Consider the following 13,197-nt stretch of genomic DNA (forward strand, 5'->3'; position numbering starts at 1 on the left):
CCGGGCACCGGACGGCCGGGAGCCGCCGGTGCCCGGAGGCCGTCAGCGCGGCAGCTGGCCCTCGATCGCGGAGACCACCTCGTCCGACTCGGGCTCGGACCGCGGCCGGATCCGTGCCACTGCCTCGCCCTCGGGCGAGACGACCCACTTCTCGAAGTTCCACTGGACGTCACCGGCCTCGCCCGAGGCGTCCTTGACCTGGGTCAGCTCGGCGAACAGCGGGTGCTGGTCGTCGCCGTTGACCTCGACCTTCTCAAAGAGCGGGAAGGAGACCCCGTAGGTGGTCGAGCAGAAGGTCTGGATCTCCTCGGCGGTGCCCGGCTCCTGCCCGGCGAACTGGTTGCAGGGGAAGCCCAGCACGGCGAAGCCGCGCTCCGCGTAACGCTGCTGAAGCCGCTCCAGGCCCTCGTACTGCGGGGTCAGGCCGCACTTGGATGCGACGTTCACCAGCAGCAGCGCCTTGCCCCGGTGCTCGGCCAGCGAGGTCGGCTCACCGGTCAGGGTGCGCAGCGGAATGTCGTACAGGCTCAAGGGAGCGTCCCTTCAGAGGGTCGTGCAGGGTACGGGATGCTGATCATGCACCAGCGGACAACAGCCTCGCCCCTGTGCCTGTTCCCGGCGGCCCTGTCAGTCGACGGCGCTGTCAGTCGGCGGCGCTGGCGATCACCGAGAAGGAGGCCCCGGACGGGTCCTTCAGCTGGGCCATCCGGCCGACGCCCTCCATGGTCGCCGGAGGCATCACCACCTTGCCCCCGAGGCGCTGGGCCTTGGCCACCACCGCATCGCAGTCGGCGACCTCGAAGTAGGGCAGCCAGTGGGAGGTGACCCCTGCCGCCTGCTGCTCCGGGAGCAGCGGCATCACTCCGCCGAGCGATGCGTCCTGACCACCGCCCGAGGTGGTGACCACGGTGTAGGTGAAGTCGCCCAGCGGCATCTCCTGGGCGTCCCAGCCGAGGACCGTGCCGTAGAAGGTGCGTGCGGTGGCGGCGTCGGAGGTGTGCAGCTCGGCCCAGCAGAGCGTGCCGGGGTCCGTGACCGCGTCCAGTCCCTTGGTGTCGCCGGGCTGCCAGACGGCGAACTCGGCACCGGTGGGGTCGGTGAAGCCGGCCATCCGACCGGCCGTGAAGACGTCGAACGGTCCGAAGCGCACCGTGCCGCCCGCCTGCTCGACGGCCTTGGCGGTGGCCTCGGCATCCGCGGTGTGGAAGTAGAGCGTCCACCCGGGAGTGGCGCCCTCGTCCATCAGGGGGCCGACGGCGGCCACGGTCTTCCCGTCGAGCTGGAAGAAGCCGTACCCGCCGGCCTCGGGGCCGGCGGACCGGAAGGTCCAGCCGAAGAGCTCGCCGTAGAAGGCGGAGGACGCGTCGATGTCCGGGCTGCCGAGATCCAGCCAGTCGGGTGCACCCGGGACGAATTCGGTGGTGAGCATGGCATGTGCTCCTGGTGTCGAGAGGAGGGTCTCCCCTGGTTCATGCTCACCCTTGCAGGCACCACTGACAATCGGGGCCGCCCCGCTGTCGGCCCGTCGGTATACGGTTCCTGCCAGGCGTACCGCAGACCGTAGGGGGGTGCCTCATGGGCGGACGCGCGGCAGTGCAGCCGCCATCCGGGCAGCGGCAGCTCGCCGAGGTCACCGGTGTGCTGGAGCGGATCACCTATGCCAACGAGGAGACCGGCTACACCGTCGCCAGGGTCGACACCGGCCGCGGCGCCGGCGATCTGCTCACCGTCGTCGGTGCACTGCTCGGCGCACAGGTGGGGGAGTCGCTGCGGCTCCACGGCCGATGGGGCTCGCACCCTCAGTACGGCCGGCAGTTCACGGTGGAGAACTACACCACGGTGCTGCCCGCCACCGTCCAGGGCATCCGCCGCTATCTGGGCTCCGGTCTGATCAAGGGCATCGGCCCCCGGCTCGCCGAGCGCATCGTGGACCACTTCGGCGTCGACACCCTGGAGGTGATCGAGCAGCAGCCCGCCCGGCTGATCGAGGTGCCCAAGCTCGGCCCCAAGCGCACCAAGCTGATCGCCGCCGCCTGGGAGGAGCAGAAGGCGATCAAGGAGGTGATGGTCTTCCTGCAGAGCGTCGGCGTCTCCACCTCGCTCGCGGTGCGCATCTACAAGCAGTACGACAACGCCTCCATCGGCGTGGTCAAGAACCAGCCGTACCGGCTGGCGTCCGATGTGTGGGGCATCGGCTTCCTCACCGCCGACCGCATCGCCCAGGCCGTCGGCATCCCCCATGACAGCCCCGAGCGGGTGAAGGCAGGTCTGCAGTACGCCCTCTCGCAGAGCAGCGACCAGGGGCACTGCTACCTCCCCGAGGAGCGGCTGATCGCCGACGGGGTGAAGCTGCTCCAGGTGGACGTCGGCCTGGTGATCGACTGCCTGGCCGAGCTGGTCGCCGAGGAGGGCGTGGTCCGCGAGCAGCTGCCGCCGTCCGAACCCGGCGGGGAGCCGGTCAAGGCGGTCTATCTGGTGCCCTTCCACCGCGCAGAGATCTCGCTGGCCAACCAGCTGCTGCGGCTGCTGCGCGCGGACGGCGACCGGATGCCCGCCTTCGCCGGCGTCGACTGGGAGAAGGCCCTCGCCTGGCTGCACACCCGCACCGGAGCCGATCTGGCGCCCGAGCAGGAGCAGGCGGTGCGTCTGGCGCTCACCGAGAAGGTGGCGGTGCTCACCGGCGGGCCCGGCTGCGGCAAGTCGTTCACCGTGAAGTCGATCGTCACCCTGGCACTGGCCAAGAAGGCCAAGGTGGTGATGGCAGCGCCGACCGGACGCGCCGCCAAGCGGCTGGCCGAGCTCACCGGCGGCGAGGCGTCCACCGTGCACCGGCTGCTGGAGCTCAAGCCCGGCGGTGACGCCGCGTACGACCGCGACAACCCGCTGGACGCCGACCTGGTGGTGGTCGACGAGGCCTCCATGCTGGATCTGATCCTGGCCAACAAGCTGGTCAAGGCGGTCGCCCCCGGTGCCCATCTGCTGCTGGTGGGCGATGTCGACCAGCTGCCGTCGGTGGGCGCCGGCGAGGTGCTGCGCGATGTGCTGGACGAGCGCGGCCCGATCCCCGCCGTCCGGCTCACCAGGATCTTCCGCCAGGCCCAGCAGTCCGGGGTGGTGGTCAATGCGCACCGGATCAATGAGGGGCTGCCTCCGCTCACCGAGGGCCTGCCGGACTTCTTCCTCTTCGCGGAGGACGACGCCGAGCGCGCCGCAGGCCTGACGGTGGAGGTGGTGGCCCGCCGCATCCCGGCCCGTTTCGGTCTGGACCCGCGCCGTGACGTCCAGGTGCTGGCCCCCATGCACCGGGGTCCGGCCGGCGCCGGCAACCTCAATGTGCTGCTCCAGGCGGCCGTCACCCCGGCCCGCCCGGACGCCCCGGAGCGCCGCCTCGGCGGCCGTACCTTCCGGGTCGGCGACAAGGTCACCCAGATCCGCAACAACTACGAGAAGGGGCAGAACGGCGTCTTCAACGGCACCGTCGGCGTGGTCACCGGGATCAACACCGAGGAGCAGCAGCTGACCGTGCTCACCGACGAGGACGAGGAGGTGCCCTATGCCTTCGACGAGCTGGACGAGCTGGCCCACGCCTATGCGGTGACCATCCACCGCTCCCAGGGCAGTGAGTATCCGGCGGTGGTGATCCCGGTAACCACCTCGGCCTGGACCATGCTGCAGCGCAATCTGCTGTACACCGCCGTCACCCGGGCCAAGCGCATGGTGGTGCTGGTGGGCTCACGCAAGGCCATCGGCCAGGCGGTGCGCACCGTCAGTGCGGGCCGCCGGCATTCGGCTCTCGACCACCGTCTGGCAGCGGGTTAGCGTTGCGTTCAGAGGTCGAAGGCACCCGGTGCCACATTTGGGCCACCCCGGATGCGCGGTTGTCCCCCGGATGGGGGAAGGTAGACCTAGTCAGGGCACCTTGGAAGAGGTTTCATTCGTCGGTGAGGAAGACGTGAGCGACAACTCGGTAGTACTGCGGTACCAGGACGGCGAGTACGAATATCCCGTCGTCGAGAGCTCTGTGGGCAACGCCGGCTTCGACATCTCGAAGCTGCGCGCACAGACCGGCCTGGTCACCCTGGACAACGGCTTCGGCAACACCGCCGCGTACAAGTCCGCCATCACCTTTGTGGACGGTGAGAACGGCATCCTGCGGTACCGCGGGTACCCCATCGAGCAGCTGGCCGAGCAGGGCAGCTTCATCGAGACCGCGTACCTGCTGATCAACGGCGAGCTGCCGACGGCCGACCAGCTGTCGGAGTTCAGCAACGAGATCACTCAGCACACCCTGCTGCACGAGGACGTCAAGCGCTTCTACCAGGGTTTCCCGCGCGACGCCCACCCGATGGCGATGCTGTCCTCCGTGGTCAGCGCCCTGTCCACGTTCTACCAGGACAGCCACAACCCGTTCGACCCCGAGCAGCGGCACCTCTCCACCGTCCGCCTGCTGGCCAAGCTGCCGACGATCGCGGCCTACGCCTACAAGAAGTCGGTCGGCCACCCGTTCGTCTACCCGCGTAACGACCTCGGCTATGTCGAGAACTTCCTGCGGATGACCTTCGCCGTGCCCGCGGCGGACTACGAGCTCAACCCGGTCGTGGTCAACGCCCTGGACAAGCTGCTCATCCTGCACGCGGACCACGAGCAGAACTGCTCCACCTCCACGGTGCGCCTGGTCGGTTCCAGCCAGGCCAACCAGTTCGCCTCCATCTCGGCCGGTATCTCGGCCCTGTGGGGCCCGCTGCACGGCGGTGCCAACCAGGCCGTGCTGGAGATGCTGGAGAAGATCAAGAACGACGGCGGCGACGTCGACACCTTCATCCGCAAGGTGAAGAACCGCGAGGACGGCGTGAAGCTCATGGGCTTCGGTCACCGCGTCTACAAGTCCTTCGACCCGCGCGCCCAGATCATCAAGGGTGCTGCCCACGATGTGCTGTCGCAGCTGGGCAAGGCCGACGAGCTGCTGGACATCGCGCTGAAGCTCGAGGAGCACGCGCTCTCCGACGACTTCTTCGTCGAGCGCAAGCTCTACCCCAACGTGGACTTCTACACCGGCCTGATCTACCGCGCCATGGGCTTCCCGACCAGCATGTTCACCGTGCTGTTCGCCCTCGGCCGGCTGCCGGGCTGGATCGCCCACTGGCACGAGATGATCAAGGACCCGGGCAGCCGTATCGGCCGTCCGCGTCAGATCTACACCGGCACCGAGATCCGCGACTACGTCGCCCTCGGCGACCGCTGAGCCATTCGCGGCACCGAGTGACACGGGCAGGGCCCGACCGCCGACGGCGGTCGGGCCCTGCCCGTGTCCGCAGCGGTGGAGTGGTCCGGGTAGCGCACGGCGCCGGGACGCGGGTTCGGGGGCGGCCGCTCAAAGCGCCCCGTCGGGCGTCTCGCGGCGCCGTGCGCAGAGGCCGTCCAGCGAAGACGGCCCGTACGGGGTCCGCCGGAACCCCGTTGGAGCGGCGGATCCTGGAATGTATTCACGACCGCCGCACTCTAAAGGTATGACGCGGCGAGCTCCGGGGGGTTGCCATCCGAGGGTGTGAGATAGCTCTCCCTCGGCGCGCGCCCCGCTCCGGCCCTCCGAGCGCCTCCTTCCGGGGCCACCCCGCCGCTCGGGTCGCTCACTTTCCGTGATAGGAATCATCCGATTCCGCTACCGTCGGCCCCGCCCGGGGCCACGGCCGCCCGTGAGACGGGGGGCCCGGTGCAGAGCGGCATCCCGGGGCAGGGAGGAACGCATGGCCAGGAACGTCGTCGTCACCGGCGGCGGCACGGGCATCGGCCGCACGGTGGCGCGCCGCTTCGCCGAAGCCGGCGAACGGGTCGTCATCGTGGGCCGCCGCCGCGAGGTGCTGGTACGGGCCGCGGAGGAACTCGGCCCCGGAGTCACCCCGCTGGTCTGCGACCTCGCCGATCCCGACGCGGTCGAGGCGGCGCTGGAGGCCCTGCCCTCCCGGATCGATGTGCTGGTGAACAACGCCGGCAGCCGGGAGACCGCGATGGGCCCGGGTCCGCACGCCATACTCGCGCGCTGGCGCGGCGACTTCGAGCGCAATGTGATGACGGCGGTGCTGCTCACCGAGTCCGTGCGCGACCGGTTCACCCCCGGTGAGGGCAGGGTGGTCACCGTCAGCTCCATCGCTGCGATGCGCGGCGCCGGATCGTACGGGGCCGCCAAGGCCGCGCTGCACGCCTGGAACCACTTTCTCGCCGCCCAGCTGGGCCCGTCGGGGATCACCGCCAACATCGTCGCCCCGGGCACGGTGGCGGGCACCGAGTTCTTCGGCCCCAGGCTGGACGAGGCGGAGGTCTCCCGTCGGGCCGGCCGCACCCTGCTGGGGCGGATCGGCCGGCCCGACGATGTCGCCGCTGCCGTGTACTTCCTGGCCTCCCCGGAGGCCGGCTACATCACCGGGGAGATCCTCAACTGCAACGGCGGCGAGCTCCTGGGGCGCTGACGCCTGACCGAGGCCAGGGCCGAGGCCAGGGCCGGGGCCGGGGCCGGGGGCCGGGCCCCGCCACCCGCCCCGGTCAGCGGGCCTGGGCCCGGAAGGAGCGCAGCCGCAGGCTGTTGCTCACCACGAAGACCGAGGAGAAGGACATCGCGGCACCCGCGATCACCGGGTTGAGCAGGCCGCACGCCGCCAGCGGCAGGGCGGCGACGTTGTAGGCGAACGCCCAGAAGAGGTTGCCCTTGATGGTGGCCAGGGTGCGGCGGGCCAGCCGGATGGCGTCGGCCGCCACCCGGAGGTCGCCGCGGACCAGGGTGAGGTCTCCGGCCTCGATGGCCGCATCGGTGCCCGTCCCCATCGCCAGGCCGAGGTCGGCCCGGGCCAGCGCGGCGGCGTCATTGACCCCGTCGCCGACCATGGCCACCACCCGGCCCTGCTCCTGGAGGCGCACCACCGCCGCGACCTTCTCCTCCGGCAGCACCTCGGCCAGCACCTGGTCGATGCCGACCTCGGCGGCGACGCTCTCGGCGACCGCCCGGTGGTCGCCGGTGAGCAGCACCGGGGTCAGGCCCAGGGCGCGCAGTTCGCGTACGGCGGCCGCGCTGCCGGGCTTGACGGTGTCGGCGACCTCCAGGACCGCGCGGGCCTCGCCGTCCCAGCCGACCGCGATCACCGTGCGCCCGGCCTGCTCGGCGGCGGCCTTGGCCGCGGCCAACTGCTCGGGCAGCCGCTGCGACCAGGTCTCCAGCAGCTGCTCCCGTCCGGCGACGACGGCATGGCCGTCGACCACTCCCTGCACTCCCAGCCCGGGGATGCTGGTGAACTCCGCCACCGGTGGCAGCTCTCCGACGCGGTGGGCGGCACCGGCGGCAATCGCCCGTGCGATGGGGTGCTCCGAGGCGTGCTCAAGGGCGCCGGCCAGGCGCAGCGCCTGCTGCTCGGTGGTGCCGTCGGCGGTGTGCACGGCGGTCAGCGTCATCCGGCCGCTGGTGACGGTGCCGGTCTTGTCCAGCACCACGGTGTCCACGGCGCGGGTGGTCTCCAGCACCTCGGGGCCCTTGATCAGGATGCCCAGCTGGGCACCGCGCCCGGTGCCGACCATCAGCGCGGTGGGTGTGGCCAGCCCCAGGGCGCAGGGGCAGGCGATGATCAGTACGGCGACCGCAGCGGTGAACGCCTGGGTGGTGGTGCCGCCGAACAGCAGCCACCCGGCGAGCGTGCCCAGCGCGATCACGATGACGACCGGGACGAAGACCGCGGAGATGCGGTCGGCCAGCCGCTGTGCGGCGGCCTTGCCGTTCTGCGCCTCCTCCACCAGCCGGGCCATCCGGGCGAGTTGGGTGTCGGAGCCGACCCTGGTTGCCTCGACGACCAGCCGGCCGCCGGCGTTCAGCGTGGCGCCCGCGACCGGGGCGCCCTCACCCACCTCGACCGGCACGGACTCCCCGGTGAGCATGGAGGCGTCCACCGCAGAGGTGCCCTCCACCACGGTGCCGTCGGTGGCGATCTTCTCGCCCGGGCGCACCACGAAACGGTCGCCGACGACGAGCCGGGCGACGGGGATGCGGACCTCACCTCCGGCGCGCAGGACCGAGACATCCTTGGCGCCCAGCTCCATCAACGCTCTCAGGGCGGCTCCCGCGCGGCGCTTGGATCGGGCCTCGAAGTACCGGCCCAGCAGGATCAGGCTGGTGACCGCGGCGGCCGTCTCCAGATAGAGAGTGGAGGAGGCATCGGCGCTGTCCGCCGTGAGGCTGAAGCTGTGCTTCATCCCGGTCATGCCGGCGTCGCCCAGGAAGAGCGCCCAGACCGACCAGCCGAAGGCGGCCAGGGTGCCCAGGGATATCAGGGTGTCCATGGTGGCCGCGCCATGCCGGAGGTTGGTCCATGCGGCCCGGTGGAACGGCCATCCGCCGTACACCACCACGGGGCCGGTGAGGGCGAAGGCCAGCCACTGCCAGTTGTCGAACTGGAGCAGGGGGACCATGGACAGCAGGACGACGGGGATCGACAGCCCCAGGCTGACCAGCAGCCGCTGCCGCACCGGGTCGCTCTCCGCCGGGCCGGCGGTGCCGCCGGAGGTGCCCCCGGGGTCCTGCGGGGCGGTGGGCTCGGGGGCGGGAGGCGCCGGCACCTCCGCGGTGTAGCCGGTCCGCTCCACCGTCGCGATGAGGTCGCCGACCTCCACACCGGGCCCGAAGTCGACGCGGGCCCGCTCGGTGGCGAAGTTCACGGTGGCCTGGACGCCGTCGATGCGGTTGAGCTTCTTCTCGATCCGGGCGGCGCACGAGGCGCAGGTCATCCCGCCGATGGCCAGCTCGACGCGCCCCTGCTGGGCAGGGGCGGGGACGGTGCTGCTCATGGTCCTCCTCCAGAAGGTGGCGGGGCGGGGCCGGTGGACCGGCCCCGCCGTCCGGTCAGGCGGGGCCGACGAGCTCGTAGCCGGCCTCGTCGACGGCGGCGCGGACTGCGGCCTCGTCCAACGGCTGCTGGGAGGAGACCGTCACGGTGCCGGTCCTGGCGTCCGCGGCGACCTGGGTGACCCCGGGAAGGGAGGAGACCTCCTCGCTGATCGACTTCTCGCAGTGGCTGCAGCTCATGCCGGTCACGGCGAAGACGGTGGTGGTGGACATCTCGCGGGCCTCCTGGGGGGCGCTGCTCGGCGGTTCACGGGTGCTCTCTCTGCACTAGCAGCATACCCCCCAGGGGTATTCCCCGCAGGGGGGTCCCAGGGATGGCGGTGCTGCTGGGGCTGAGGGTAGTGAGGTCGCACCGGTTTGCCCGGTTTGACAGCAGCCGGGCGGGTCGAAGGTCAGCCGAACCGGGTGGGCCGCAAGGCCAGGCGGCCCCTCAGGCCGGGCGGCCCCTCGAGCAGCGCGGCCCCGGCAAAACCGAAGCGGCCTGTGGGCCGGAGTACGGACTCCGGCCCACAGGCCGCTTCGGCTCTGCTGCCACCCCGCAGGGTCAGAGCGGCAGCAGATCCGGCCGCTTGGGCTCCACATGATCCCCCGAGGACTCCCCGCGCAGCCGCCGCCCGACCCAGGGCACCAGATGCTCCCGCGCCCACTGGATGTTCTCCCGCCGGACCTCCGCCGGGCTGTGCCACACCGGCGGCGGCCACGCCGCCTCCGGGTCCTGGGCCACCGGCAGACCCAGCACCTGGGCGGCCCTGAGCGCCACTCGCTGGTGTCCCTCCGGCGACAGGTGCAAGCGGTCCTCGCTCCACGCCCGGCGGTCCTGGATCGAGCGCAGCGACCAGAGGTCCAGCACCGTGCAGCCGTGCCGGTCGGCGACCGCCCGCAGATGCCCGTTGTAGGTCGCGATCTTGCCCCGCAGCCGCCGCAGCAGCGGCATGTCCCGGGTGTCGAAGCCGGTGCAGATCAGCACGGTGCCCACGGCGGACCGCAGCTGCACCACGGCCGCCTCGAAGATCTCCGCGATGGCGTCCGGGTCGCTGCCCGGCCGCAGCACGTCATTGCCGCCGGCGCAGAAGGACACCAGATCCGGCCGGAGCTCCAGCACCCGCGGCACCTGCTCCTCGACGATCTGGTCGATCAGCCTGCCGCGCACCGCCAGATTGGCGTACCCGAACCCGTCCGGGCTCCGGGCCGCCAACAGCCCTGCCAGTCGGTCGGCCCAGCCCGCGAAGCCGTCCCCGTCCGGCCGCGGGTCGTTCAGGCCCTCGGTGAAACTGTCCCCGACTGCTGCGTACGAGGCGATGGTGAGGTTCTCCGAATGATCAGCCACGGCTACCCATCCTGAACCTGCCGACGTGACCTACGCCATCGTAGGGAAGGGTTGACGGACCGTGACTTCTGCCACTCAGTCATCGGGAATAAGTCGTCGCCCCGCGGACCGAAAACGGTTTGACCGCCTCTGAAGAATGAAGCGGTGGACATCCCCCCGGACTGGACCGTCACCCCGGCCCCGGCCGGCGGCGCCGAGGCTGCGGACCTGCTGCGCCGCTACTACACCGACATCGTCGGCCGCTACTACGGCCGCGAGGCCCAGCCGCACGAGGTCGACGAGGTGCTCCGCCAGGAGCCCAGCAGGGATCTGGACCCGCCCACCGGAGTCTTCCTGGTGGGCCGGTTCCGCACGCTGACCGCCGGCTGCGTCGGCGTACGGCTGCTCACCCCCGAGATCGCCGAGCTCACCCGGCTGTGGATCGCCCCCGTGGCGCGCGGCACCGGCGGCGGCCCGGCGCTGCTGGCCGCCGCGGAGCAGGCAGCCGTGCGGATGGGGCGCCGCACCATGCGGCTGGACACCCGGCGCGACCTGGTGGAGGCACGGGCCCTGTACGCCCGGCACGGCTACGCCGAGATCCCGGCCTACAACCGCTCCCCGTACGCCGACCACTGGTTCGAGAAGGCACTGGGCTGATCTGCCGTCACTTGGCGTCCGCGTAGCAGTCCACGATGTGGGTCTCCAACGGCATCCGCACCGGTGTGGCGCCGAAGACCAGGGTGCGGGCCTCCTCGGCGGCGGCCCCGACCGCGGCGGCTGCCAGGTCGGCGTACTGCGTCGGCACATGCACCACCACCTCGTCGTGCTGGAAGAACACCAGATGAGGGCGGCCCCCGGTGGCGTCGGGGCCGATCGAGGCGAGCCGGCGGCGCAGCGCGGCCAGCAGCGCCAGCGCCCACTCGGCGGCGGTGGCCTGGATGACGAAGTTGCGGGTGAAGCGGCCCCGGGCACGGGCCGCCCGGAGCAGGCGGTCGCCGTCCGGCTCGGCGGCCGCCTCGGCCTCCGACGGCTCGGCCGCGGTGTCGGCGCTGGACGGCGGAGGGCAGATACGCCCCAGATGGGAGCGGACCACCCCGCCGTCCTCCCCGGTGCGGGCGGCCGCCTCGACATACGCCATGGCGGCCGGGAAACGCCGCCGCAGGACGGTGAGCAGCGGGCCGACCTCACCGCTGGTCTGCCCGTACATCGCCCCCAGCAGGCCCAGCTTGGCGCGGGCCCGGTCACCGGAGAAGGCGATCGCGGCCAGCGCCTCGTAGAGGTCGCCCTGGGCCGCCGCCCGCGCCAGGCCTGTGTCGCCGGAGAGCGCCGCCAGCACCCGGGGCTCCAGCTGAGCCGCGTCCGCGACCACCAGCGACCAGCCGGGATCGGCCACCACGGCGCCGCGCAGCATCCGCGGGATCTGCAGCGCACCCCCGCCCCGGCTTGCCCAGCGGCCCGACACCACGCCGCCGACCACGTACTCCGGGCGGAACCGGCCGCCGCGTGCCCAGCTCTCCTGCCATGCCCAGCCGTGCGCGGTGTGGATCCGGGACAGCTCCTTGTACCGCATCATCAACGCCGCCGCGGGATGGTCGACCTGCTTCAGCACCCAGGAGCGGGTGGACGGCAGCCGGATGCCCTGGTCGGCGAAGGCCCTGAGCACCTGGACATGCGAATCCGGGTTGAACGGGCGGCCGCCCAGCGCCCGCTGCACCTCCGCGGCCAGCTCGCCCAGGAGCCGGGGACGCGCCCCCGCGGGCGGCCGGGGGCCGAGCAGCCGGGTGAGCAGCTCGTCATGGATGTCCGCGCGCCACGGCAGGCCGTCGTACGCCATCTCGGCCGCGGCCAGCGCCCCCGCCGACTCGGCGGCGCAGAGCAGCCGCATCCGGTCGGGGTGGTCCACGCGCGCCGCCCTGCGCTGCTGGTCCGCATGGACCTCCACCACCGCGAGCAGCGGATCGGTGCCCGGCGGCAGCTGGTGGCGGTCGGGCTGGAACAGGGACGGCTGGCCGTGGTTGTCCGCGGCGCCGCCGTCGGGGCGGTCCTCCGGGACGGACAGCCCCTTCAGCCGCGCCCAGGCAGCGCCCAGCGAACGGGGATGGCCGTACCGGCCCTCCAGGCCCAGCAGCAGCGGCTCCACCAGGGCGAGGTCATGGCAGCGGGCCACCCGCTGCGGCAGCAGCCGGGGGTACACCGCGTCGGTCGCCGGCCAGACCCAGCGCGGCTGCTCCCCGGCCTCGGCGGCAGCCACCGCCGCGGCCAGGTCGCGGTGCTGCTCGGGACGGCCGACGGGGCTGCCGTCCTCGGCGAGCCGCTGCAGCCGGCCGCCGTGGCCGTCGGGGTCGGCCACCAGAGCGATACGGGCGGTCATGGGGCCTTCTCCGTTCACAGGGGTCTGCGGTTCGACCCTAGTCCTGGGGTCCGACAGTGTGCGGGTGCACAATCGAGGGGTGAACGACGGCGGGGATGCGGCGTGCTGGCTGGACCAGGTGTGCACGGAGTGCGGGAAGATCCGGGAGACCCGGTCCGCCGCGGTCTGCGAGTACTGCGGAACGCCCGTGGAGGGCCGCGACCGGGACCGTGACACCCGCGGCCGGGCCCGCAACGCCCGGCCCAGGGACGGCCTGGGCCGGCCACTGCCGTACGGGTCGCCCGGGGTGGAGCGCCAGCCGGAGGGCGTGCCGAGGACCCCCGCGGAGACCCTGGCCGAGGCGCAGCGGCTGCTGGACGCGGGGATGCCCTTCCATGCACACGAGGTGCTGGAGGACGCCTGGAAGTCCGCGCCGCAGCCGGAACGGGCGCTGTGGCGTGCACTGGCGCAGCTGGCTGTGGGGCTGACCCATGCCGCGCGCGGCAACGCGGCCGGCGCGGCGGCGCTGCTGGCCCGGGCGGCGGACGGTCTGGAGCCCTATGCGGGCGGCGCCCCGTACGGCATCGCGGTGACCGAGCTGGTCCGGTGGGCCCGGGAGGACGGCAGCGGGGGCTCCGTGGCGCTGCGGGGCTGAGACCCGCC

11 protein-coding genes are annotated in these 13,197 nt (G+C 72.3%); 5 read left to right on the forward strand and 6 right to left on the reverse strand.

Going from position 1 to position 13,197, the window contains the following annotated elements; translation table 11 throughout:
* Positions 1–42 precede the first annotated feature (42 nt).
* Both AB0761_RS24880 and AB0761_RS24885 read right to left on the reverse strand, forming a co-directional pair.
* Complete coding sequence (locus AB0761_RS24880; protein ID WP_377271377.1) at positions 43–531, reverse strand: glutathione peroxidase; 489 nt, start codon at positions 529–531, stop codon at positions 43–45.
* Between the two features lie 112 nt (positions 532–643).
* Positions 644–1,429 (reverse strand): VOC family protein, encoded by a 786-nt coding sequence (locus tag AB0761_RS24885; RefSeq protein WP_377271378.1) that lies wholly within the window; start codon positions 1,427–1,429, stop codon positions 644–646.
* Positions 1,430–1,593: 164 nt separating this feature from the next.
* Between AB0761_RS24885 and AB0761_RS24890 the strand changes: the two genes are divergently transcribed.
* The 3 genes from AB0761_RS24890 (at position 1,594) to AB0761_RS24900 (ending at position 6,464) form a co-directional block, all read left to right on the forward strand.
* Positions 1,594–3,819, forward strand: coding sequence for an ATP-dependent RecD-like DNA helicase (locus tag AB0761_RS24890; RefSeq protein WP_377271379.1), 2,226 nt, complete (start codon positions 1,594–1,596; stop codon positions 3,817–3,819).
* A gap of 133 nt (positions 3,820–3,952) precedes the next feature.
* The gene (locus tag AB0761_RS24895) at positions 3,953–5,242 is read left to right on the forward strand and encodes a citrate synthase (protein WP_377271380.1); all 1,290 of its coding nucleotides are present in this window, start codon (positions 3,953–3,955) and stop codon (positions 5,240–5,242) included.
* A gap of 502 nt (positions 5,243–5,744) precedes the next feature.
* Complete coding sequence (locus AB0761_RS24900) at positions 5,745–6,464, forward strand: SDR family NAD(P)-dependent oxidoreductase (protein ID WP_377271381.1); 720 nt, start codon at positions 5,745–5,747, stop codon at positions 6,462–6,464.
* 73 nt (positions 6,465–6,537) lie between these two features.
* On the opposite strand, the gene AB0761_RS24905 is transcribed toward AB0761_RS24900, so the two are convergent.
* The 3 genes from AB0761_RS24905 to AB0761_RS24915 form a co-directional block, all read right to left on the reverse strand.
* Positions 6,538–8,820, reverse strand: coding sequence for a heavy metal translocating P-type ATPase (locus AB0761_RS24905; RefSeq protein ID WP_377271382.1), 2,283 nt, complete (start codon positions 8,818–8,820; stop codon positions 6,538–6,540).
* A gap of 55 nt (positions 8,821–8,875) precedes the next feature.
* Positions 8,876–9,091, reverse strand: coding sequence for a heavy-metal-associated domain-containing protein (locus tag AB0761_RS24910; protein WP_377271383.1), 216 nt, complete (start codon positions 9,089–9,091; stop codon positions 8,876–8,878).
* Between the two features lie 331 nt (positions 9,092–9,422).
* On the reverse strand, positions 9,423–10,205 hold the full coding sequence (locus tag AB0761_RS24915; protein ID WP_377271384.1) for an SGNH/GDSL hydrolase family protein: 783 nt from the start codon (positions 10,203–10,205) through the stop codon (positions 9,423–9,425).
* Between the two features lie 144 nt (positions 10,206–10,349).
* Here AB0761_RS24915 and AB0761_RS24920 point away from each other — a divergent pair, with 144 nt between their 5' ends.
* Positions 10,350–10,841: a GNAT family N-acetyltransferase gene (locus tag AB0761_RS24920; protein ID WP_377271385.1), complete on the forward strand. Its 492-nt coding sequence runs from the start codon at positions 10,350–10,352 to the stop codon at positions 10,839–10,841.
* Positions 10,842–10,848: 7 nt separating this feature from the next.
* On the opposite strand, the gene AB0761_RS24925 is transcribed toward AB0761_RS24920, so the two are convergent.
* Positions 10,849–12,555 carry a bifunctional 3'-5' exonuclease/DNA polymerase gene (locus AB0761_RS24925; RefSeq protein ID WP_377271386.1) on the reverse strand — a complete coding sequence of 569 codons (1,707 nt, stop codon included), beginning with the start codon at positions 12,553–12,555 and terminating at the stop codon, positions 10,849–10,851.
* Between the two features lie 187 nt (positions 12,556–12,742).
* On the opposite strand from AB0761_RS24925, the gene AB0761_RS24930 reads away from it, so the two are divergent.
* Positions 12,743–13,189 carry a DUF309 domain-containing protein gene (locus AB0761_RS24930; protein WP_377274309.1) on the forward strand — a complete coding sequence of 149 codons (447 nt, stop codon included), beginning with the start codon at positions 12,743–12,745 and terminating at the stop codon, positions 13,187–13,189.
* The last annotated feature ends 8 nt before the right edge of the window (positions 13,190–13,197 follow it).

This window comes from Peterkaempfera podocarpi (genome assembly GCF_042466665.1).
In the GTDB taxonomy this organism is placed as follows: Bacteria; Actinomycetota; Actinomycetes; order Streptomycetales; family Streptomycetaceae; genus Peterkaempfera; species Peterkaempfera podocarpi.